At 59.7% G+C, this 20,693-nt stretch carries 20 protein-coding genes; 16 read left to right on the plus strand and 4 right to left on the minus strand.

The window, feature by feature from the left end:
- Positions 1-28: 28 nt before the first annotated feature.
- From HGP17_RS15020 to HGP17_RS15095, 16 genes are all read left to right on the plus strand, one after another.
- Complete coding sequence (locus HGP17_RS15020; RefSeq protein ID WP_168810265.1) at positions 29-1,054, plus strand: fumarylacetoacetate hydrolase family protein; 1,026 nt, start codon at positions 29-31, stop codon at positions 1,052-1,054.
- The gene (maiA, locus tag HGP17_RS15025) at positions 1,051-1,683 is read left to right on the plus strand and encodes a maleylacetoacetate isomerase (RefSeq protein WP_168810267.1); all 633 of its coding nucleotides are present in this window, start codon (positions 1,051-1,053) and stop codon (positions 1,681-1,683) included. The genes HGP17_RS15020 and maiA overlap by 4 nt, the downstream gene beginning before the upstream one ends.
- 211 nt (positions 1,684-1,894) lie before the next feature.
- Positions 1,895-3,649, plus strand: a complete 1,755-nt coding sequence (locus tag HGP17_RS15030) for an alkaline phosphatase (RefSeq protein ID WP_168810269.1) — start codon at positions 1,895-1,897, stop codon at positions 3,647-3,649.
- Positions 3,650-3,777: 128 nt separating this feature from the next.
- Entirely contained in the window at positions 3,778-4,185 is a 408-nt protein-coding gene (locus tag HGP17_RS15035; RefSeq protein ID WP_246704130.1) for a hypothetical protein, read from the plus strand.
- Positions 4,186-4,190: 5 nt separating this feature from the next.
- On the plus strand, positions 4,191-4,880 hold the full coding sequence (locus HGP17_RS15040) for an ABC transporter ATP-binding protein (RefSeq protein ID WP_168810273.1): 690 nt from the start codon (positions 4,191-4,193) through the stop codon (positions 4,878-4,880).
- Entirely contained in the window at positions 4,877-6,148 is a 1,272-nt protein-coding gene (locus tag HGP17_RS15045) for an ABC transporter permease (protein ID WP_168810275.1), read from the plus strand. The genes HGP17_RS15040 and HGP17_RS15045 overlap by 4 nt, the downstream gene beginning before the upstream one ends.
- A gap of 164 nt (positions 6,149-6,312) precedes the next feature.
- Positions 6,313-6,783 carry a histidine phosphatase family protein gene (locus HGP17_RS15050; RefSeq protein WP_168810277.1) on the plus strand — a complete coding sequence of 157 codons (471 nt, stop codon included), beginning with the start codon at positions 6,313-6,315 and terminating at the stop codon, positions 6,781-6,783.
- Between the two features lie 83 nt (positions 6,784-6,866).
- Positions 6,867-8,504, plus strand: coding sequence for a phospholipase D-like domain-containing protein (locus HGP17_RS15055; protein ID WP_168810278.1), 1,638 nt, complete (start codon positions 6,867-6,869; stop codon positions 8,502-8,504).
- A 99-nt stretch (positions 8,505-8,603) separates the two neighbouring features.
- Positions 8,604-9,824 carry a patatin-like phospholipase family protein gene (locus HGP17_RS15060; RefSeq protein ID WP_168810280.1) on the plus strand — a complete coding sequence of 407 codons (1,221 nt, stop codon included), beginning with the start codon at positions 8,604-8,606 and terminating at the stop codon, positions 9,822-9,824.
- A 375-nt stretch (positions 9,825-10,199) separates the two neighbouring features.
- Positions 10,200-11,294 carry a diguanylate cyclase gene (locus tag HGP17_RS15065; protein ID WP_168810282.1) on the plus strand — a complete coding sequence of 365 codons (1,095 nt, stop codon included), beginning with the start codon at positions 10,200-10,202 and terminating at the stop codon, positions 11,292-11,294.
- A gap of 83 nt (positions 11,295-11,377) precedes the next feature.
- Positions 11,378-11,653 carry a hypothetical protein gene (locus tag HGP17_RS15070; RefSeq protein ID WP_168810285.1) on the plus strand — a complete coding sequence of 92 codons (276 nt, stop codon included), beginning with the start codon at positions 11,378-11,380 and terminating at the stop codon, positions 11,651-11,653.
- Positions 11,654-11,750: 97 nt separating this feature from the next.
- Positions 11,751-12,704, plus strand: a complete 954-nt coding sequence (locus HGP17_RS15075) for a BadF/BadG/BcrA/BcrD ATPase family protein (RefSeq protein ID WP_168810287.1) — start codon at positions 11,751-11,753, stop codon at positions 12,702-12,704.
- Entirely contained in the window at positions 12,701-13,567 is an 867-nt protein-coding gene (locus HGP17_RS15080; protein WP_168810289.1) for an amino acid ABC transporter permease, read from the plus strand. The genes HGP17_RS15075 and HGP17_RS15080 overlap by 4 nt, the downstream gene beginning before the upstream one ends.
- Positions 13,564-14,352: an amino acid ABC transporter ATP-binding protein gene (locus tag HGP17_RS15085; RefSeq protein WP_168810291.1), complete on the plus strand. Its 789-nt coding sequence runs from the start codon at positions 13,564-13,566 to the stop codon at positions 14,350-14,352. Before HGP17_RS15080 ends, HGP17_RS15085 begins: the two co-directional genes overlap by 4 nt.
- Positions 14,353-14,419: 67 nt before the next feature.
- Positions 14,420-15,310 (plus strand): ABC transporter substrate-binding protein, encoded by an 891-nt coding sequence (locus HGP17_RS15090; RefSeq protein ID WP_168810293.1) that lies wholly within the window; start codon positions 14,420-14,422, stop codon positions 15,308-15,310.
- 68 nt (positions 15,311-15,378) lie between these two features.
- Complete coding sequence (locus tag HGP17_RS15095; protein ID WP_168810295.1) at positions 15,379-16,386, plus strand: phosphosugar isomerase; 1,008 nt, start codon at positions 15,379-15,381, stop codon at positions 16,384-16,386.
- Positions 16,387-16,393: 7 nt separating this feature from the next.
- On the opposite strand, the gene HGP17_RS15100 is transcribed toward HGP17_RS15095, so the two are convergent.
- From HGP17_RS15100 to HGP17_RS15115, 4 genes are all read right to left on the minus strand, one after another.
- Positions 16,394-17,605, minus strand: a complete 1,212-nt coding sequence (locus tag HGP17_RS15100; RefSeq protein WP_168810297.1) for an ROK family transcriptional regulator — start codon at positions 17,603-17,605, stop codon at positions 16,394-16,396.
- A 218-nt stretch (positions 17,606-17,823) separates the two neighbouring features.
- The gene (locus HGP17_RS15105; RefSeq protein WP_168810299.1) at positions 17,824-18,855 is read right to left on the minus strand and encodes an ABC transporter substrate-binding protein; all 1,032 of its coding nucleotides are present in this window, start codon (positions 18,853-18,855) and stop codon (positions 17,824-17,826) included.
- 33 nt (positions 18,856-18,888) lie between these two features.
- A complete protein-coding gene (locus tag HGP17_RS15110) occupies positions 18,889-19,659 on the minus strand; it encodes an ABC transporter permease (protein ID WP_168810301.1) in 771 nt (256 codons plus the stop codon).
- Positions 19,656-20,471, minus strand: coding sequence for an ABC transporter ATP-binding protein (locus tag HGP17_RS15115; RefSeq protein ID WP_168810303.1), 816 nt, complete (start codon positions 20,469-20,471; stop codon positions 19,656-19,658). Before HGP17_RS15115 ends, HGP17_RS15110 begins: the two co-directional genes overlap by 4 nt.
- Positions 20,472-20,693 lie beyond the last annotated feature (222 nt).

Consider the following 20,693-nt stretch of genomic DNA (forward strand, 5'->3'; position numbering starts at 1 on the left):
AGACAGTGTCTGAGATCGGAGTGGGACTATGAAGCTTGCGACCCTGAAGGACTCGACCCGAGACGGCCGGCTTGTCGTCGTCTCGCGCGATTTAACAAGATGTTCGGAAGTCGGTCACATCGCACGTACACTGCAGGCGGCTCTCGACGATTGGGATCACGTGGCGCCGCGGCTCGCCCTGATCGCGCAAGGCATTGAAACCGGTGCGCAGCCGACCATCCGATTTCATGAGCACGATGCCGCCTCGCCGCTGCCGCGCGCCTATCAGTCGGCCGACGGTTCGGCCTACGTCAATCATGTCGAGCTCGTGCGCAAGGCGCGCAATGCCGAGATGCCGGCAAGCTTCTGGGTCGATCCCTTGATGTATCAGGGAGGCTCGGATGTCTTCCTTGCACCTCGCGATCCGATCCTTGCCGCCGATGAAGCCCATGGCATTGATATGGAGGGAGAAGTTGCCGTTGTTGTCGGCGATGTTGCGATGGGCGCCAGTCCCCAGGTCGCAAGGCAGGCCATCAAGCTGGTGATGTTGGTCAATGATGTATCGTTGCGGGGTCTTATCCCGGCCGAGTTGGCAAAGGGGTTCGGCTTCTTCCAGTCCAAGCCGGCATCGGCGTTCTCGCCGGTCGCGGTCACGCCTGACGATCTTGGGGAGGCATGGGATGGCGGCAAGCTGCATCTGCCGCTTCTGGTCGCGGTCAACGGCAAGCCTTTCGGCAAGGCAAATGCCGGCATCGACATGACCTTCGATTTCGGTCAGCTGATTGCCCATGCCGCAAGGACGCGCAATCTGGTGGCCGGCAGTATCATCGGCTCGGGTACGGTATCCAACAAGCGCGATGGCGGCCCGGGCAAGCCGATCGAAACCGGGGGCGACGGCTATTCCTGCATCGCCGAGATCCGCATGATCGAGACGATCGAAACCGGTTCGCCAAAGACGCAATTCCTGCGCTTCGGAGATCAGGTGCGCATCGAAATGCAGGATCGAGCCGGGCATTCGATTTTCGGAGCGATCGAGCAAACGGTTGAAAAATACGAAGGGCCGCGGGCGCCATGAGCAATGTCGTGCTTTACGATTACTGGCGGTCTTCAGCGAGCTACCGCGTTCGCATCGCGCTCAACATGCTCGGGATCGGCTATCGAACGGTGCCGATCGATCTGCTCGACGGTGAGCAGAAAAACCCGGATTATCTTCAGCTCAATCCGCAAGGCTTCGTGCCGACGCTGGTGATCGACGGGCAGGTCATGACGCAGTCATTGGCAATCATCGAATATCTGGCGGAGCGCTGGCCGGAAAGCGGGCTGATGCCGCAGGACGCTGCCGCAAGACAGCAGGTTCGGACTCTATCCTACGCGATCGCCATGGACATCCACCCGATCTGCAACACGCATGTCGCCGCCTATGTGACGACGATATCGGACAAGGCCGAAGCCCGCGAAGAGTGGATGAAGCACTTCATAGGCATGGGGCTTCACAAGCTGGAGGCCATGCTGGGCAAATGCGACGGAGCGTTCAGCCATGGCGACAAGCCGACGATGGCGGACGTCTGCCTTGTGCCGCAAGTCTATAATGCACGCCGCTGGGACGTCGATCTGCGCGACCTCAAGCGCATTGTCGCAATCGATGAGCGGTGTGCGGGACTGCCCGGATTTCAGGCCGCGCATCCTGACAGTGCAAAGCCCTGAGACCCTCCATTTGCAGCAATGGTGCGAGGCCAGGGACTAAGGTCGCCGTCGTGCCGAAGGCTCTTATTTAGATGGCGATCATACAATCAGCATCCCTTAGTGCTTTCGCCTTTGGAATTAAAGGTTGCAGAAAGTCGGCCGTTTTTTATGTGATTGTCATCTGGCTTTTATAAGGGGGAGGAGGAAGTAACCAAGACGCTGGGGGTATTCAATGCGTAAACTTCTTCTTTCCATGGTGTCCGCAACCGCGTTGGCAGGGGCAGCCAATGCGGCAACGGTCTATCCGTTGGACCGGGCAACGGTTCTCGTGGGGTCACCGTTCGATTTCAAGGTCGAGTTCAGCAAGGTCGTGAAGCCGGAAGACGTGAAGATCACGGTGAACGGCGAAAGCTACGATGCCGTTTTCGGCAAGGCGGCTGATTTCGTCGCCGAAGAAAAGGGCGCCGAAGACAAGGTTCTTGGATCGGCTCTGATCCTGCGTGGCGTCAAGCTCGCAAAGCCTGGCCAGTATAAGGTCGAGGTGGCCGCCGGTGACGAGAAGAAATCGGTCAACTGGGATGTCTATGGCACGTCGGCGACGCCGAAAGCCAAGAACATCATCTTCCTGCTCGGCGACGGTCTTTCCGTGGCTCATCGCACCGGTGCGCGCATCATGTCCAAGGGCATGACGGAGGGCAAGGCCAATGGCCGTCTCGCCATGGACGATATCCCGCCGGTCGCCTTCATCGGCACGTCTTCGACGTCGGCGATCGCGACCGACAGCGCAAACACCATGTCGGCCTACATGACCGGCCACAAGTCCGCCGTGAACGCACTCGGTGTCTATGCCGACCGCACGCCGGCGAGCATGGACGATCCGAAGGTCGAAACGATCGGTGAAGCTCTGCGCCGCACCGGCAAGAAGTCGCTCGGCATCGTCACCACGGCCGAAGTCGAGGATGCGACGCCGGCAGCGCTCGTGTCCCACACCCGCAAGCGCGGCGACAAGGCTGAAATCGTCGGCATGATGTATGACGTCAAGCCGGACGTCCTGCTCGGCGGCGGCTCGGCCTATTTCCTGTCGAAGAGCGTTCCGGGCTCCAAGCGTAAAGACGACAAGGATTATATCGCGCTCTTCAAGGACGCCGGCTATGCCGTTGCGACCGACAAGAACGAACTGGCGACGGCTGCAGGCTCGAACCAGGACAAGCTGCTCGGTCTCTTCCACACCGGCAATCTCGACGTCACGCTCGACCGCGAATTCCTGAAGAAGGGCACCGTCGACAAATTCCCGAACCAGCCGGGCCTCGTCGACATGACCAAGGTTGCACTCGACAAGCTCGCGAAGAACCCCGAAGGCTTCTTCCTCGTGGTCGAAGGCGCTTCGATCGACAAGATGAGCCATCCGCTCGATTGGGATCGCGCTCTGGTCGAAACCATCGAGTTCGACAAGGCCGTGGCCGTTGCCCGCGAATTCCAGGACAAGAACCCAGACACGCTGATCGTCGTCACCGGCGACCACACGCATGGCGTCTCGATTATCGGCACTGTCGACGACAATAAACCCGGCACCGAAATGCGCGAGAAGGTCGGCACCTATGCGGCGGCCGGCTTCCCGAACTACGAAGACAAGGATGGCGACGGCTATCCGGACCGCGTCGACGTTTCGCGTCGTCTGTTCATGGCTGCCAACAACGGCCCTGACCACTACGAGACCTTCCGTCCGAAGCTCGACGGTCCTTTCGTTCCGGCGATCCAGAACGAGAAGAAGGAATATGTCGCCAATCAAGCCTACAAGGACGTGCCGGGTGCCGTTTTCGTAGAAGGCAACATTCCGCGGGACGAAGACAGCGGCGTTCATGCCGTGGACGATATCGTCCTGCAGGCAGCAGGCCCTGGCGCCGAAGGTTTCCGCGGCTACATGGAGCAGAGCGACGTCTACCGCGTGCTCGCCGATACCTTCGCGCTCGGCACCGAGAAAATGTAAATTTCGCCTCGTCGGCGAATGTGGCCAGGCGGCTTTCGGTCGCCTGTCCATCCTTATTTTCAGGGGTTTCCATGTCTCACATCAGGACCGGTCTTATCCGTCGCCGGACGCTGCTCACCGTTGCGGCCATGCTGCCGGCAATGGCGATTGCGACGCGGACAAACGCTGCCGAAAAGCTCGGCTTCAATGAACTTTATAAGAGTTTCGGCCCGCTCGGGCTCCAATTCTCCGACAAGGTGAAGGAGCTGAACGGCAAGGATGTGGCCATCAATGGCTTCATGGCGCCGCCGCTGAAGGCGGAGGCTGCCTTTTTCGTGCTGACGGAAATTCCGATGTCGCTCTGCCCGTTCTGCTCGTCCGATGCCGATTGGCCCGACAACATCATGGTCGTCTATCTCTCCGCCAAGCAGACCTTCGTTCAGTTCAACGCGCCGATTGTCGCAAAGGGCGTGCTGGAATACGGCTCCTGGACCGATCCGGAAACCGGCTTCATCAGCCAATTGCGTCTTCGGGACGCTTCGTTCAGGACTGTTTGATCTCCATGCTTGCGCTTGATATCTCCGGACTTGAGATGCAGTTTCCGGGCCTCGCCACGCCGGTGCTTTCCGTCGCGCGCTTCCACTTGCCCGCACGCGGTCGGTTGGCGATCACAGGAGCGTCCGGTTCCGGCAAGAGCACCTTCGTCAATGCGATCACCGGTCTCGAAACGGTCACGCGAGGCGGTATTTCCTGGAGCGGCACCGAGATTACGCGTCTTTCCGCCGGGAAGCGCGATGCGTTTCGCGCGCGCAACATTGGTCTTGTCATGCAGGACTTTCACCTTTTTCCCGGCCTGTCCGCCGTCGAGAACGTCGTCCTTCCGGTGCGGTTGGCGCGTCGTCTGACGTCGGCTGAGCGCGAGCGGGCTCTTCTGCTGTTGTCGATGACTGGTATTGCCCGACCCAAGCAGAAGATCGAAACGCTGTCCCGGGGCGAGATGCAGCGCGTTGCCGTTGCACGTGCGCTCTTGCAGCGCCCGGGCGTCATCGTGGCCGACGAGCCGACGGCCAGCCTCGATCGTCAGGCGGGCAACGAGGTTGCGGAACTTCTTCTGCAGCTCGCAACGGAAGAGGGGGCAACCCTCGTCGTCGTCACGCACGACCCAGCACTTGCCGAGCGTCTCGAACGTCGTATTCGCCTGACAAGTGGCCGCATCGAGGAAGACAGCGACGAGAGGGTTGCCGCGCAATGATGACCTTCATCCTGGCAGACCTCAGGCGTTTCTGGAGCGGTGCGCTTGCCGTGGTCATCCTGATTGCCCTCTCGGTTGCCCTGAGCGTCACGGTCACGCTTCAGGAGCGAGCCGTTCGGCTCGGAAGCGCGCGAGCGGCAGAGAAATTCGACTTGCTGGTGGGGGCTGCCGGCAGCGAGACGCAGCTGGCGCTTTCGGCGGTGTTTCTCCAGCCGGCGCCGTTGCCGCTAATGGATGGCGCCGTTCTTGGCCGTCTCGCAAATGATCCGCGCGTCGAATTGGCCGCACCTGTCGGTTTCGGCGATTCCGCCTACGGGCATCCGATCGTCGGCACGACGACAAGCCTGATCTCGTCACTTTCACCCTCTCTTTCTGAGGGCGCTCTGTTTGCGCGTCTCGGCGAGGCGGTGGTCGGTTCCGACGTTCCGCTGCAGCCAGGCGCCGAAATCAAACCCATGCATGGAACGGCCGAAACCGGCGGAGAAACCCATACCGCCATCACCTACAAGGTGACCGGCCGCATGGTGCCGACGGGGACGGCGTGGGATCGTGCAATTCTGGTGCCGATCCGCGCCGTATGGCAATTGCACGGCATGCACGGGCAAGAGCATCATGATCATGATGGTGACGAGGCGGATACCCATAGTGCGGAGCCGGAGGGGCATGAGGACGGTCATGAGCACGGCCATGTCGACGCCGCTGCGCCGCTGGACGAGCATTTCGATGCGCAGGCTCCGGGCGTGCCGGCTGTTCTCGTCAAGCCGAAGACGATTGCCGACGCCTACCGCTTGCGGCAGGAGTACCGGACCGGCACCACGCTCGGCGTTTTTCCCGGAGAGGTATTGACGCGGCTCTACGCGACGCTCGGTGATGCGCGCAGTCTCCTTCTGGCGATTGCGCTTGGAACGCAGGCGATCGTCATTGCCGCGATCGTGCTGGTGACTGTCATGCATGTCGGATCGAGACGACGGCAGATCGGAGCATTGCGAGCACTCGGCGCGCCGATCCGCGCGGTCATCGTGATCGTTTGGGGTGAGCTCTTCATCTTGTTCGTGGCGGGGATTGCGCTCGGAATTGCGCTTGGATATTTTGCCGCCCTGGCAATTTCAGCACGCCTTGCGGCATCAACGGCCGTCCGGCTGCCGGTCGCTTTCACCCTCGATGACCTTTGGCTGATCGGCGGTTTTCTGGCGGTTGCGGCGTTTATTTCCGTTGTCCCGACATTCAGCGCCATGCGCTCCAATCCAGCCGCCGCGTTGCGCGCATGAGAAGGGCCTCTGTGCCCGACATTTGCTTTGTTTCGCGGATCCCGCATGCCGCATAAAAATTTTGTTACAATATCAAAATACCATTGCTCTTGGTTGCAAACGGAATATCGTCAATCCAGTTTATGGTAGCAATTGATTGTGACTGTAGCCAGGGGAGGGACCGGATGGCGCCTGTCAAGATCATGGTCATGCGTCATGCCGAAAAACCCGACGATCCCGGTGATCCCAATCTATCGTCAGCCGGCGAAGAACGGGCGAAGAAGCTCGTGACCTGGTATCCGCAGACCTTTGGGCCACCCGACTTCATCTTTGCCACCGCGATATCCAAGCACAGTGCGCGTCCGGTTGAAACGGTGCAGCCTCTGGCCAGCGCCCTCGGCATCGAGCTGCATGCGTCCTACGCCGATGACGACTATACCGATCTTGTCGACGCGCTTCTCACCAAGCCGAAATTCGACGGCAAAACGATCCTTGTGTGCTGGCATCATGGCCACATACCAGGACTGATGCAGGCGCTTGGCGCACCGTTGGGAAGCTATCCCGATCCATGGGATCCCAGTGTCTTCAATCTGGTTCTTGTGACCGAATTTCATAATGGCTCGCCGACGGTTGCCAAGGTTCTGGAACCGTTCTGACGAGACCCATCAGGCTCGGCAGTCTTCATCATCCAGCATGAAAACAGGCATCACCTTCATTCAGACGTGTAGAGGGGATTACGATGGCTTTTGCAAATACGGGCACGGCTGGAAGCCTTGCGGTCAAGCTCTGGCGCGGTGAGCGCATGTGTCTTGTTGGAATGGACGTGACCAATCCCGAGGATGATTTCGTCGGCTTTGCGATCGAGGTCAAAAGCCCCGGTTCGCCCGATTACATCCCGCTGAGAAATCGCCTGAATTTTGATTACAACACGCCCGGGCAGACAGTGGATGGCTTCCGCAACTTCCTGTCGACTTCGGCGCCATTCCAGAAATTCCGCTGGATGCATTTTCCCTATGATCCGAAGGACGGCACCTATCTCTACAGGGTCACGAAGATTCACATGAATGCCGCGGGCGCCCTGCGCAACGGCGATCAGGTTGCTGATATTCCGATCTCGCTCGATCGGATGACCTACAGCGATTATCTCGATATCGGTTTTACCCGCAACTTCGCGTCGTCGCAGGCCTATGCCGACAAATTCGGCAACAACTCTAAGGTCATTCCCAGCGATCCCGATCAGGGCCTGACATTCAACAAGCTCTCGGACGATATCTATCAGTGGCTCGGTTTCGAGGCCTACGATCTCATCTTCGGCCTGCTGAATGAGGTGGTGAATGATCCCACCCTTTCCATCGACGTCTTCGCCTATGATTTCAACGAGCGGGATATCGTCGCCAAGCTGGAGAGTTGCGGCACGCGCGTTCGCGCCATCATCGACGATTCAGGATCGCATAAGCCGGCCACCAGCGCGGAATCGCAGGCGGCTGCACGGCTTGCTGCCTCGGCGGGTGCCGGTGCCGTCAAGCGCATGCATTTCAAGACCTTGCAACACAATAAGGTCTTCATCATTCGTCGCGATGGCCAGCCCATCAAGGTTCTGTTCGGCTCGACCAACTTCAGCTACCGGGGGCTTTATATACAGGCGAACAACGCCTTGGTGTTTCATTCCGCCGACGCGGCCGGGTTGTTCGGCCGCGCTTTCGAATTGGCGTTCCAGGGGCTGGATGCTTTCAAGCAAGACGGCTTGAGCGGAAAATGGAATCTGGTGCAGGCACCCGGGATGCCGGCGGCACATTTCTGCTTCTCGCCGCATGCATCGAGCAATCTGTCGCTGAGCCCCGTGGGTGCGGCCATCGACCAGGCTTCCTCCTCCGTATTCTACGCCATCGCCTTTCTCAGTCAGATCCGTTCGGGACCGGTGCGGCAGGCAGTCGATCGGCTGATGGGCAAGGATGTCTTCAGCTACGGCATTTCCGACAAGGAAGGCGGGTTGGAAATCCGCAAGCCCGACGGAACGGTCGGCCTCGTGGATTTCAGCTATCTTGCAAACCACGCGCCGGAGCCGTTCAAGACTGAGTGGAGCGGTGGAAGTGGTATTCATACACGACAAATTCGTCGTGACCGACTTCAACCTACCGACGGCCAAGGTGTTCACCGGCTCGTCCAACCTGTCGCCCAGCGGCGAGACGGGCAACGGCGACAATCTCGTGATGATCGAAGACCAGCGGGTTGCGACGTCCTATGCGCTCGAGGCGCTGCGCATATTCGATCATCTGCATTTCCGCGCGGCTATGCAGACGGCGACGGCACCGACAAGTCTGACGCTCGCAAAGCCACCCGCGGCAGGACAGAAGCCGTGGTTCGGCCGCTTTTATGAGACGGGTTCGCAAGCTGCCAAGGATCGCCTGCTCTTTTCACGATAAATGATAGATGCTAGCCGTTTTTGGACGAACGGGGCGGCCGGGGATTGCGGTCCATGGACAATATCGATGCGATGCCTTTCTCCTCGCAGGAGCAGGCTCTGGAAGCCAACACCTTCGCGTGGGACGGCAACGGCTTTGAGGCCGGAATAGGCATCGCCGCCTCCGGCGGAGGTTTCCGGGCCATGCTGTTTCATGTCGGCGCCTTTGTCCGTCTGGCCGAACTCGGGCTTTTGCAGCAGGCAAGGCGCATCTCCGCCGTTTCAGGTGGCTCCATCGCGACCGCCTGGCTTGCATGCGTCTGGCCGGATCTGGTGAGGGAAAACTTCGCCAACATGGGCGATGTCTTTGTCGAACCGATGCTTGATTTTGCCCGGTCCCGCATCGATTTCGCCGCTGCGGTCATGGGTTTGCTGCCGGGAACGTCTGCGGCCGCACAAGTGGCGAAAGTCTATGACAGACACCTGTTTCGGGGGCGAAGCCTTCAGGATCTTCCCGATCAGCCGCAATTCATGTTCTGCGCAAGCAATCTCCAGACTGGTGTGCTCTGGCGCTTCTGCAAGGACTATGCCGGCGATTATCTTGTCGGGCGTATCGATCGGCCGAATTTTCCGCTCGCGCAGGCCGTCGCCGCTTCCTCGGCATTTCCGCCCATTCTGTCACCCATGATCCTCGATTTCGCCGATGGCAGTTTCGAGGATTGGCCGACGGCGCCGCGTCGACCGGTGCCGGGAATTGGCAATTTCCGCAAGAACGTCATTCTGACGGACGGCGGCGTTTACGACAATCACGGCATCGAGCCGCTGGTCAAACGTTTCGCAACTCTGTTCGTGAGCGATGGAGGCGCGCCGTTCGGACGAAATCCCCGGCTATACCGCAATTGGGTCAGCCAGCTGCGCCGGATACTGGACGTGACGGACAATCAAGTCAGGGCGCTGCGCCGTCATGACCTGATCGGCCGATTCCGGGGCGCTCATGCGTATGACGATGAGGCGAGTTTGGTCACGGCCCAGGCCTACGCCCGCTTCGGCGCCTATTGGGGTATCGATACCGACCCCTCGAAGCTCGTCCCCAACGATGCGTTGCCATGCTCGGTGGATGCGGCCAGTTCCCTTTCGGCCGTTCCGACACGGTTGACTAATCTCGGAGACGATGTGTCCGAAAAATTGGTCAATTGGGGATATGCGATCTGCGACCGTAGCGTTCGCGCAAATTATACGGGCACCATAAGCCCTGTGGCGCCGGTATGGCTATTTCCCGGACGAGCGCTGACATAGGATACTATCTTCAACTACCTCCGGCGCTTTTACTTGCAGGTACTACGGTGGCTCTGGTAGCGGCGCAGCATGTCTCATCTGCATCTGGTGTCGGTTTCTTTACCGAAGCAAGCGGTTTCGCTCACTATTCACCCTGGATGGTTTATAAGCCTATTGGAATATGATGCCGCGAACAGTGTCGCGCGGAGCCGTGTTTACCGATGGTTTACGCAACGATCATGTCTTTCGCATTCTGTTCGATCGGGCACCGGAATCTTTGAAATGCGAAGGGCTCAATAAACGATCTGGCAGAGATTTTTTGGTATTTCATTCTGACTTCGACTAAGGGCGGTGCGGGCTACGCTGTTTGGCCGCGCACAGGGATTGGGAACGGTGATGGAAATTCAGACGCATTTGCCTTCGTTGGTGCGCGTCCTGGGGCAAGTGGCGATTATCGTTTACGCTTATTCCTGGGTGGCGCGGACCATCGAACGTGGCGTGTTGAAGTCCGTTGCCATCGGTCTGCTATTCGGCGTTGGCGGCATTCTGTCGATGGGGGATCCCATACGCTGGATGCCGGGCGTCTTTCAGGATGGCCGTTCGATCCTGCTCGTGCTGGTGCCGATCTACGGTGGCCTGGTCGGCACCCTTGTCGCCGCGGCCATGATGGGCGTCTTCCGCTTTCTGGTGGGCGGCATGGGCGCCGTCGGCGGCGTCGCCGGCATACTGATCGTCGCAACAGCCGGTTATCTTCTCACACTTTTGCCCCGGCAGTGGGTCGGCACCGGCTGGAAGCGCTCCGCGCTGTTCGGCGTGGCGACGATGACATCGCTTATCGTTCTGATTTTTCTGCCATGGTCGGTCGCGCACCAGCTGCTCGTCACGGCTGCGCTTCCGGTTTCGATCGTCAATATTCTCGGTGTCATGCTATTGTCGGACCTGCTTCAGCGCGAGCAATATCGCATCGGCATTCAGCGCGCGCTTGAGAACGAGGCGAGCGTCGATCCGCTGACGAAACTGCCCAATCGCCGCGTTTTGCAGCGCGAAGGCGATCGCTGCAGCAAGGAAGCCGGGACGCGCCGCATTCCCTTCTCGATCATCATGCTCGACATCGATCACTTCAAAAAGATCAATGACAGCTGGGGTCACAGCTTTGGCGATACGGTGCTGGCCCGGGTGGCAGATGTGATCCGGCAGACCGTGCGCAAGAGCGACATCGCCGCCCGCTACGGCGGCGAGGAAATTGTCGTCCTCTTGCCGAATACGGACGTCAGGGCAGCCGGCTTCGTTGCCGAAAAGATCCGCAGAGACATAGAAGCGACAACGCTGATGTTCGAGCAGGACGAAGTGCATGTCACCGTCAGCGTCGGGATTGCCTGCTCTCATGAGCCGGCGGATGATTTCAAGCATGTGCTCGAGGCGGCGGATAAGGCGCTCTATCGTGCAAAGGCCGGCGGCCGAAACCGCGTGGAACTGGCCGAGGCCGCATAAGCTCGGCTTTGCAGGATTTGCGCGAGCCGCCCGAGCGACGATCCAACCCATAAAATCACCTGAAGAGCGTTGGAGCTAGATCCATGGCCGCTACGTGCATCATCTGCACGCGGCCGATCGGTCAGGCAAATAAAGATGGTCTGCAGGGCGTGAGCTGCCCCGCAATTGTAAGTGGCGAGCCGCTGTCCATCGAAGTCACTGAGGCGATGATCCAGATCACCGGACCGCACTTATGCGATTTCCTGGCGCGGAGTTTATTCTGTGTCGTCGAGCGCGCGATCACCTCATCTACGCTCGAGGATTTCCATGCCCTGACTGCCCGCATCGCTCAGCGGCATAGCATTGCCTCTCCCATCTGATTTTCAGCAGTCATCGTCAATTGATCCGATGCCGCGAAATATCCGCTTGCGTCCAAATCATAATTAGGTAAGTTACCTAACAAATGAAAGTGGACGCATGATTGTTGGAATAGATATTGGCGGTACGAAAACTCAGCTCATTGCCGAGCATGATGGCAGCATGGTCGGCGAAGCGCTTGTGGACACCTCCGAATGGCGGGGGCGGATCGATCATGATGCCGATGCCAAAGCGCTCGTCGCGCTTGTGATCGCAACAGCCCGTCAAACGCCGACGGTGACCGTCGTCGGCGCGCATGGTTGTGACAGCGATGAAGACCGGATGGCCCTGCAGACAAGGATGTCATCTCATCTGAGCGGGACCGTGCTGGTCCTCAACGATTCCGAACTGCTTTTGCCTGCGGCAGGCAAGACGAGCGGCATCTCGGTCATCAGCGGCACCGGTTCGATCGCGGTTTCACGCAATGCCTCACGCGGGATGATCGCATCGGGTGGATGGGGCTGGTATCTGGGCGATGAAGGCAGCGCGAGCGGGCTTGTGCGCGAGGCGGCACGTACCGTGCGCTTTGCGCTCGACCAGGGTGAAAGCCTCGACCCCCTCGGCCGAAATCTGATGGACGCTCTCGCCGTTGCCTCCCCGATCGAGATCGGCCGGGCACTCGGGACGATTGGCTCGGCGGCCGGCATCGGTCGGCTTGCACCGCTGGTTTTCGATGCTGCCGACGCCGGTTCCAAACATGCCGAAGCCGTTATTGCCGACGCGGGCCGGTCTCTTGCGGTGCTTGCGGAGCAGCTGGTGCGCCGGGGAGCGCCGGGCGGTGACGTGGTGACTGGAGGCGGCGTCATCGCACGACAGTCACGCCTCTTTACCGCGTTCCAGTCTGCCCTGGCGTCACGGCTGCCGGATGCGACGCTGACGCTGCTTAGCGCCCAACCGGTTCTTGGAGCGATGGTCCTTGCCCGCAAGCTCGGCGTCGGCGATCTGCCCGTCACCCTGCCGCTGCCGCATATCGATGGCGCCTTGAAAACCGATCAGGATTGGAGAGCTGCATGACTTCCCAGAAGATCATTCCAGCACGAAATTGGGGGCAACGCATGGCGGCAGTGTTGCTGATTGCCCTCGTCGCCCTTCTGGTATTCCTGGTCGCAACCAGCCGTCACATCGCATGGGCGGCCATTCCGCAGTATATCTTCGACGAAACCATTCTCGACGGTATCAGGCTGACGATCCTCTTTACCGTTTTGTCGATGGTCATCAGCATCGTCGCTGGCGCGATCCTTGCGATGTTGCGATTGTCGTCCAATCCGGTGCTGTCAGGCTTTTCAGGCCTCTACATCTGGTTCTTCCGCGGCACGCCCCTGCTTGTGCAGATCATCTTCTGGTTCAATATTCAGCTGTTCATACCAAGTCTCGACATCGGCTCCATCCATATCGACACCAACGCGATCGTCACGGCTTTCGTGGCGGCGCTCCTCGCGCTCAGCTTGAACGAGGCCGCCTATATGGCCGAGATCATGCGCGGCGGTCTGATGGCTGTCGACAACGGTCAGAGCGAAGCGGCCAAGGCGCTCGGCTATACGCCTTCCCAGGCCATGCTTCGCATTATCTTTCCGCAGGCTTTGCGCGTCATCATCCCGCCGATCGGCAATCAGACGATCTCGATGCTGAAGACAACGTCGCTCGTTTCCGTCGTGGCGGCGCAGGATCTGCTCACGCGCGCGCAGAATATCTATGCCCGCAACTTCCTGATCATCGAACTGCTGATCGTGGCCAGCATCTGGTACCTCGTCATGACGACGATCGCCTCCGCCATCCAATTCGTCATCGAACGGCGGCTTGGCAAATCAACGAACCAGGCACCTGGCCTGCTGCAGAGCGCCCTGCGCCTGATGCGCGCAGAAGGGAGAAACGGATGAGCGCTCCAATCATTCAGCCGGCGGTCTCACCCCTCGTCGAGGCCATCGATGTTCACAAGTCCTTCGGCCCACTCGATGTTCTGAAAGGCATCAACCTTTCGGTCAACAAAGGCGAAGTCGTGTGCCTGCTTGGTCCATCTGGAAGCGGCAAATCGACGTTTCTCAGATGCATCAATCATCTGGAGCGGATGACGAGTGGCCGCATTCTCGTTGATGGCCGCTTGATCGGTTATCACGAGCGCGGCGATGCGTTGCATGAAATGAGCGGCAAGGAGCTTGCCGCCCAGCGCCGGGATATCGGCATGGTGTTTCAGCGCTTCAATCTCTTTGCGCATCAGAATGTGCTGACCAATATCTCTCAGCCGCCGATCCTCAATCGTGGTCAGTCCCGTGAGCAGGCGCTTGCCCGCGCAAAAGAGCTGCTGAAGATGGTCGATCTCGAAGGCCGGGGAGATGCCTATCCCTATCAGCTTTCCGGTGGTCAGCAGCAGCGCGTGGCGATTGCCCGCGCGCTTGCGATGAACCCGAAGCTGATGCTCTTCGACGAGCCGACTTCCGCACTCGATCCCGAACTCGTCGGCGAAGTTCTGAACGTCATGCGCAAGCTCGCCGCGGACGGGATGACGATGATTGTCGTGACGCACGAGCTTTCCTTTGCCCGTGAGGTCGCCGATCGGATCGTCTTCATGGATCAGGGCGTCGTGGTGGAGGAAGGTCCGGCACGCGAGGTCCTCGATAACCCCAGACAGGAAAGAACGCAGGCGTTTCTCAGACGGATGTACTGACCGAAGGCGGGCATCGGAACAAGGCCGCACGTCCTTCACGTGCATGAGGAGAAAAAGGGGAATACCAATGACAGGGAAGACAAATCTGACGATGCTCCTGACTGCAGCGGCAGTGCTGGCGAGCTCCGGCGCATGGGCCGCGGGCGTGGACCAGAAGCTGCACGACATGCTGCCGGAGAAGATCAAGTCGGCGGGCGAGATCAAGGTCGGCACCGAACCGCAGACACCGCCTTACGATTTTTACGGCGAAGACAACAAGACGATCGTTGGCCTCGAGCGGGAGCTGCGCGACGAGATGGGCACGCGTCTTGGTGTAAAGTTCACCGACGTTCCCGCGCAGTTCGCCAGCATCATTCCCGGCATCCAGGCCGGCCGCTTCGACATGGGCATGTCGGCATTCGGCGACTTCGCCGAGCGCGAGAAGATCGTCGATGTGGTCAATTACATGCTCGAAGGCACGAGCATCATCGTGCTGGAAGGCAACCCGAAGGGCGTGCACAAGCTGAAGGATGCCTGCGGTCTGAACGCCGGCGCGGTTCAGGGTTCGATCCCGCTTCAGCTTCTCGACAAGCAGAAGACGCTTTGCCCGGCCGACAAGCCGCTCAACGTCATGCAATTCCCATCGAACGACCAGATCAAGATCGCGCTGCAGAGCGGACGCGTCGATCTCTCCATGGATACGACTGGCGTCGCAGCCTATAGCTTGCAGCATCAGCCTGCCGGCGGCAAGAAGCTCGAGCTCGTCACGGGAACGCAATATGCCGTCGGTTACCAGGCGATGCTCGTCGGCAAGGAAAGCCCGCAGCTGCGCGATGCGCTTGCCGCCACCATGCAGTCGATGATCGCCGATGGCTCCTACGCCAAGATCTTCGAAAAATGGGGTCTCGGAGAAAACAAGCTCGACAAGGTCACCATCAACGATGCGGCGCGCTTTGCCGACTACATGAAGCTGGATTGAGATTAAGCAATGCCGTCGGCGGTCGGGGACGCCGGCCGCCGTTTTCTTGCCAACATACGGGAATGACCATGACAGACAGAGTGCCCTATCGCGAAGCGATTGCGCTTCAGCCCGCCGCCTTGAAAGCCTGCCTTGCCGCCGTCTCAAAGCGGCTCGAAACGCTCGATCTCGAGCCCGTACAGGCAGGCCCGACGGTCCTCGTCGGCATCGGTGCAAGCCTCTATGCGGCTGTGGCGGCTGCGGCCCAAATGCGCGCGCAAGGCTTGCGGGCCTTCGCTTTGCCCGGTACCGATCTTTATGATCCAGCAATCGACGCAGGCAATGCCTATATCGCCTTTTCGGCCTCGGGGCGCAGCGAAGAGCCGGCGCATGCGATGGAGCTTCGCCCGACCGCGCATTCCTATGGGATCGCCAAGGCCGACGGCACGCCGATCTCTCGGGTGGTCAGGCATATGATCCCGACCGAAAGCGGCGCAGACAGCGGCCCGAACACCACAAGTTATCTTGGTTCGCTGCTGACCGCAGCGCTTCTTGCCGACAAGGCGGGCCGTCCCTCGAAAGCAGACTGGAGCGCAATCGCAGACCGAGCCGAATCGGTGTTGAATGCGACGGGCGCTCAGGCCGACAAGGCTGCCAAGCTTCTTGCCGGCAAGAAGGCGATCGATTGCGTTGGCGCCGGTGTGGCCTACGGCACAGCCGGCTATGCGGCACTTCTCATCCGTGAGGCCGCGCGCGTATCGGCGCAGGATTGGGATACGCTGAACTTTCTGCATGGGCCTATGGAGCCGAACGACAGGGATAGCGGCGTCCTCTTGTTCGGCAACGGACGCGAGGTCAAGCTGGCGCAGGATCTCGCCGGGTTTGGCATCCCCTCGGTTCTGGTGACGTCTCGGACCGACGTTGCGGACGCCGACAGCCTCGTCGTCATTCATGTTCCCGCATTCTCGGACGGGATCGGCGATGCGATCCTGCAGGCCATTCCGGCGCAGTTGCTGATCGCGACGCTCTCGGAAGATGCGGGCCTGCCGGTCTGTGAGTTCCGTTATCGCCAGACCGATACCAAACGGGATATTTAAAGGCGATTCAAGTGCTGATCCGGTCGAGGTTCAGCGCTCCCGGATAGAGGAAGGCTGCTTTTCCTTCCTCTCCCAGCAGTCTCGCCATGGCAAAGTCGATGGCGAGACGCACGGCACCGAGAACGGTTGCCTGGTTCGACAGCTTGCCGTTGACGACGTCGACCGGCCAGCACAATTCCTTCACGACATCCCTGACCCCCGGCAATAGCTGCGGGTTCTGGCCGACACCGCCGCCGAGCACGATCAGCTGCGGATCGAGGACACTGACACAGGCGGCGGCAAGATTTCCGACATCACGGGCATGCTGTTCGACGATATCGCGCGCCGTTGGAGATTGCTCTACACGTGAAAATAGGTCGCTGGTGCTTGCCGGCGGCTGCCCTTCCTCTGCCGGCCAGCGTGCGGCGGCGCGTTCGAGGAGTGCTGCGGAACCCATATAGGTTTCCACCTGCTGCCATGTCGGCTGTTCCCGCTCCGACCAGGGAAACGGCAGATGACCGATCTCGCCGGCGCCGCCTTTGAAGCCGCGAAACAGCCGCCCTTCGAGCACGATCCCCATGCCGGTCTTAACCCCGATCTGCATGTAGATCGCGAATGAATGCTCCTTTGCCGCGCCCTCGTGATATTCGGCAAGGGCTGCGCAGTTGACGTTGTTTTCGAGAAGCACCGGCGCGCCATGGGCCTGTTGCAGCCGTTCCAGAATAGGCAGCAATATCTCGCGGCCGAACATTCTCTCCAGCGATGTGGAGATGATATTGGGAAGCGCGATCACCAAGGCGCGCAGCGGTGTCGATTGGGTCTCGAACTGCGAAAGCAGTTCTTCGATAACCCCCTCGATCAATTGGAATCGTTCGGCGGCGGATTTGTCGAGGAGCGGTTTCTGCACCGTTGCAAGCGTCGCCCCGTCAAGGCCGCGCGCCACCGCATTGATGTGCGTGGTGCCGCAATCGATGCCGATAACGAAGCCGGCTTTGGGACCGAGCCCATAGGTCACCGATGTCCGTCCGACCGAGCCGCGATTGATGCCCGCAGGCGCCAGAAGATCATAGCGCTCCAACTCGCTGACGGCGGCCGACATGGTCGGCTTGGAGAACATGAGTGCTGCGCTTAATTGCGGCCTTGTGGCAGGGCCGCTGCTTGCGATCGTTCTCAATACGGCGCGCGCGCTCTCCGTCAGCGGCGGCGCGTCAATCGCGGTCTGTTGCCATGCAGTGTTCAAAAGCCACCCGGCGCAAAGAGATCATTCGTAAAGCTCCCTTACCATTGGCGTTGCCGAAAGGACAGAGCGGATACCATTGAAAACTATCAATTTGTCGATGCCGCGCCCATCGCTCGATGCAGGCGATGGAGCGTGACGGCTGCCCAAACCCACTCGTCGACAGGCGACGCGCAAAGGGTGCGCGCCCCCTGTGTCGACAAAATTGGCGGCCGCCTCGATCAGGTCTTTGCCGCTTTGGCAAAGGTCGGATCGAAGGTCTTGTCGAAGGGCACGTCGGCATTGGCGAGTTCCGGATCGAGCGTTTTCAGGACACCCATCATGGAATCATAGCCTTCCTTGGTGACCATGCCGTCCAAAGAGTACATTTCCTTCGAACTCTTGAAGGCCTGCATGTAGAGATCGCGGTTCCCGAGCAGATATTCTTCCGGCACGACGCCGGCAACATCTTCCGGGCTTGCTGTCGAAATCCATTTCAACGCCTTCATGAAGGCGTTCACCGTCTTTTGTGTCGTGATCGGGTTTGCCTGCGCGAACTCACGCTTGATATAGACGGTTGCGGCCGGATTGGGGCCTCCGAACAGGGCGCGCGTGCCTGCCTCGGTGCGAGTATCCAAAAGGATGGTGATGTCGCCATCATACTGCAGCTGCGCGATGACCGGGTCGAGATGGGAGAGCCCGTCGATCTGTCCGCTCTTGACGGCCGCGACTGCACCGGCTCCGCCGCCGACACCGATCAGCGATGCGTCGTCGACCTTCAGGCCGTTTTTCAGCATGGCGTATTGGAACATCAGCGCCGTCGATGAACCGGGTGCGGTCACACCGATCTTGCGGCCTTTCATGTCGGCCATGGATTTGATCTCGCCCGCAAGTTCCTTGCGAACGGCAATAACGATACCCGGGAAACGGCCGAGATTGCAGATCGCGACGATGTCCTGTCCCTTGTTCTGCATGCGGATCGTGTGCTCGTAGGCGCCAGCCACCACATCGAGCGAGCCGCCGATCAAACCTTCGAGCGATTTCGAGCCACCGGCAAAATCATTGATCGTGACGTTGAGGCCTTCCTCCTTGAAGAACCCCTTCCGCTCGGCGATCGTCAGCGGCAGATAATAGAGCAGCGGTTTGCCGCCGACGCCGATGAGCAGATCCGGTTTTTCGGGCTTGGCATCCTGCGCCATGGCCGGCAAGATGCCGCCGAGCGAGGCGCCGATGCCAAGGCCTGCGGTTGCGATCAGAAATGTCCTGCGTTCCATCTTATCCTCCTCCGTTTCGTCGTTCGATTTCTTCTATTGGCCGCGCCAGGCGAGCAGCCGACGCTCAACCATGGTCATCAGCCAGTCCACGATCAGGACAAAAGCGGTGAGCACGACCATGCCGGCGAACACTCCGGTGACGTCGAAAACGCCTTCAGCCTGCTGGATGAGGTAACCGAGCCCGGCAGCAGAGCCGAGATACTCGCCGACCACAGCACCGACGACCGCAAAACCGACCGACGTATGCAGGCTTGAAAACACCCAGGACAAGGCTGACGGCAGATAAACATGCCGCAGCAGCTGGCGCTCGTTCATACCAAGCATCCGCGCATTGGACAGGACGGGCTGGCTGACTTCCTTGACGCCTTGATAGACGTTGAAAAAAACGATGAAAAACACCAGCGTGATGCCGAGCGCCACCTTCGACCAAATGCCAAGCCCGAACCAGAGCGCGAAGATTGGCGCCAGCACCACGCGAGGCAGCGCGTTCGCCGCCTTCACATAAGGATCGAAGACGGCGGCAACCAATGGCTTGCGGGCAAACCAGAAGCCGAAGACCACACCGCCGAAGGCGCCAAGCAGAAAAGCCAGGATGGATTCCGACAGCGTGATCCAGAGATGGTACCAGATCGAGCCGCTTGTAAACCATTGAACGATGCGCTGCGCGACCTTCAGTGGATCGGCAAAGAAGAAGGAGATCGTTTTCGGATTGCCGAGAAGCGTCGTGTTGGTCGCCACATGCCAGACAAGGAGAATGACGACGGCCACGAGAATCTGCAGCAAGAGAAGGAGCGAGCGGTTCATGCGGTCTCTCCGCTCGTCTGGCGGTATGCAATCATGACTTCGTCACGCAGCGCCTGCCATATATCCCGGTGCAGCTGGATGAAGACGGGATCGTGGCGGATTTCGGCGATATCGCGTGGACGCTCCAGCGTAACCTTGAAATCGCCGATGATGCGGGACTTGGGGCCGGCAGACATGATGACGACCCTGTCGGCGAGAGCGATGGCCTCGTCGAGATCGTGGGTGACGAACATGACGGCCTTGCGATCCTCCGACCAGAGTTTGAGCAGCAGGTCGCCCATGATCAGCCGTGTCTGTGCGTCGAGCGGTCCGAACGGCTCGTCCATCAAAAGCAGCTTGGGATCGCGGATCAGCACCTGCGCGAGACCGACGCGCTTGCGCTGGCCGCCTGACAACATCCGCGGAAAACGATCCGCAAAGGCGGCAAGGCCGACGCGTCCCAACCAATCGCGCGCCGTCCTTCGTGCATCGGCAGATGCCACGCCGTTGATCTCAAGACCGATCGCGACGTTTTCCAACACGGTCTTCCAGGGCATCAGCGAATCCTGCTGGAAGAGATAGCCCGCCTGCCGGTTGATCGCCTTCAGCGGCTTCCCGAACACCTCGACCGTGCCTGATGCGGGTATGAGAAGTCCCGCCGTCGCATTCAGAAGCGTGGATTTGCCGCATCCCGTCGGACCGACGATGGCAACGAACTCATGCGCATCCACATCCAGATCGGTTGCGGCAACGGCATCAAACCGTGTCTTGTTGGCAATCTCGAACGAGATCTCCACCTTCTTCAGGCTGACCGCCCGCACAGCCTCCATCATCTCATGCCCTGCTGTTCCTCCCTCACATCCGCCAATCGGGGACGTCAGGCATTGCGCTATCTCGCCAAGAGATCAAAGCAGGCCCCACCAGTCAATATGCCAAGAGTGCGCAATCGGTCCTGTCATGGTCCAGGAGGAAAAAGAATTACGACGCGCCTCGGCGATAGTTCTCAGATTTTCAATGGAACTACAGTGGAGCGGCCCAGTTATGGTTGTGACAGG

The sequence above is a fragment of the Rhizobium sp. P38BS-XIX genome (genome assembly GCF_012641435.1).
Taxonomy (GTDB): domain Bacteria; phylum Pseudomonadota; class Alphaproteobacteria; order Rhizobiales; family Rhizobiaceae; genus Rhizobium.

Coding starts and splice junctions, on each gene's coding strand:
- HGP17_RS15020 (WP_168810265.1), top strand. CDS start 29: ATGAAGCTTGCGACCCTGAAGGACTCGACCCGAGACGGCCGGCTTGTC.
- maiA (WP_168810267.1), top strand. CDS start 1,051: ATGAGCAATGTCGTGCTTTACGATTACTGGCGGTCTTCAGCGAGCTAC.
- HGP17_RS15030 (WP_168810269.1), top strand. CDS start 1,895: ATGCGTAAACTTCTTCTTTCCATGGTGTCCGCAACCGCGTTGGCAGGG.
- HGP17_RS15035 (WP_246704130.1), top strand. CDS start 3,778: ATGCTGCCGGCAATGGCGATTGCGACGCGGACAAACGCTGCCGAAAAG.
- HGP17_RS15040 (WP_168810273.1), top strand. CDS start 4,191: ATGCTTGCGCTTGATATCTCCGGACTTGAGATGCAGTTTCCGGGCCTC.
- HGP17_RS15045 (WP_168810275.1), top strand. CDS start 4,877: ATGATGACCTTCATCCTGGCAGACCTCAGGCGTTTCTGGAGCGGTGCG.
- HGP17_RS15050 (WP_168810277.1), top strand. CDS start 6,313: ATGGCGCCTGTCAAGATCATGGTCATGCGTCATGCCGAAAAACCCGAC.
- HGP17_RS15055 (WP_168810278.1), top strand. CDS start 6,867: ATGGCTTTTGCAAATACGGGCACGGCTGGAAGCCTTGCGGTCAAGCTC.
- HGP17_RS15060 (WP_168810280.1), top strand. CDS start 8,604: ATGGACAATATCGATGCGATGCCTTTCTCCTCGCAGGAGCAGGCTCTG.
- HGP17_RS15065 (WP_168810282.1), top strand. CDS start 10,200: ATGGAAATTCAGACGCATTTGCCTTCGTTGGTGCGCGTCCTGGGGCAA.
- HGP17_RS15070 (WP_168810285.1), top strand. CDS start 11,378: ATGGCCGCTACGTGCATCATCTGCACGCGGCCGATCGGTCAGGCAAAT.
- HGP17_RS15075 (WP_168810287.1), top strand. CDS start 11,751: ATGATTGTTGGAATAGATATTGGCGGTACGAAAACTCAGCTCATTGCC.
- HGP17_RS15080 (WP_168810289.1), top strand. CDS start 12,701: ATGACTTCCCAGAAGATCATTCCAGCACGAAATTGGGGGCAACGCATG.
- HGP17_RS15085 (WP_168810291.1), top strand. CDS start 13,564: ATGAGCGCTCCAATCATTCAGCCGGCGGTCTCACCCCTCGTCGAGGCC.
- HGP17_RS15090 (WP_168810293.1), top strand. CDS start 14,420: ATGACAGGGAAGACAAATCTGACGATGCTCCTGACTGCAGCGGCAGTG.
- HGP17_RS15095 (WP_168810295.1), top strand. CDS start 15,379: ATGACAGACAGAGTGCCCTATCGCGAAGCGATTGCGCTTCAGCCCGCC.
- HGP17_RS15105 (WP_168810299.1), bottom strand. CDS start 18,855: ATGGAACGCAGGACATTTCTGATCGCAACCGCAGGCCTTGGCATCGGC.
- HGP17_RS15110 (WP_168810301.1), bottom strand. CDS start 19,659: ATGAACCGCTCGCTCCTTCTCTTGCTGCAGATTCTCGTGGCCGTCGTC.
- HGP17_RS15115 (WP_168810303.1), bottom strand. CDS start 20,471: ATGATGGAGGCTGTGCGGGCGGTCAGCCTGAAGAAGGTGGAGATCTCG.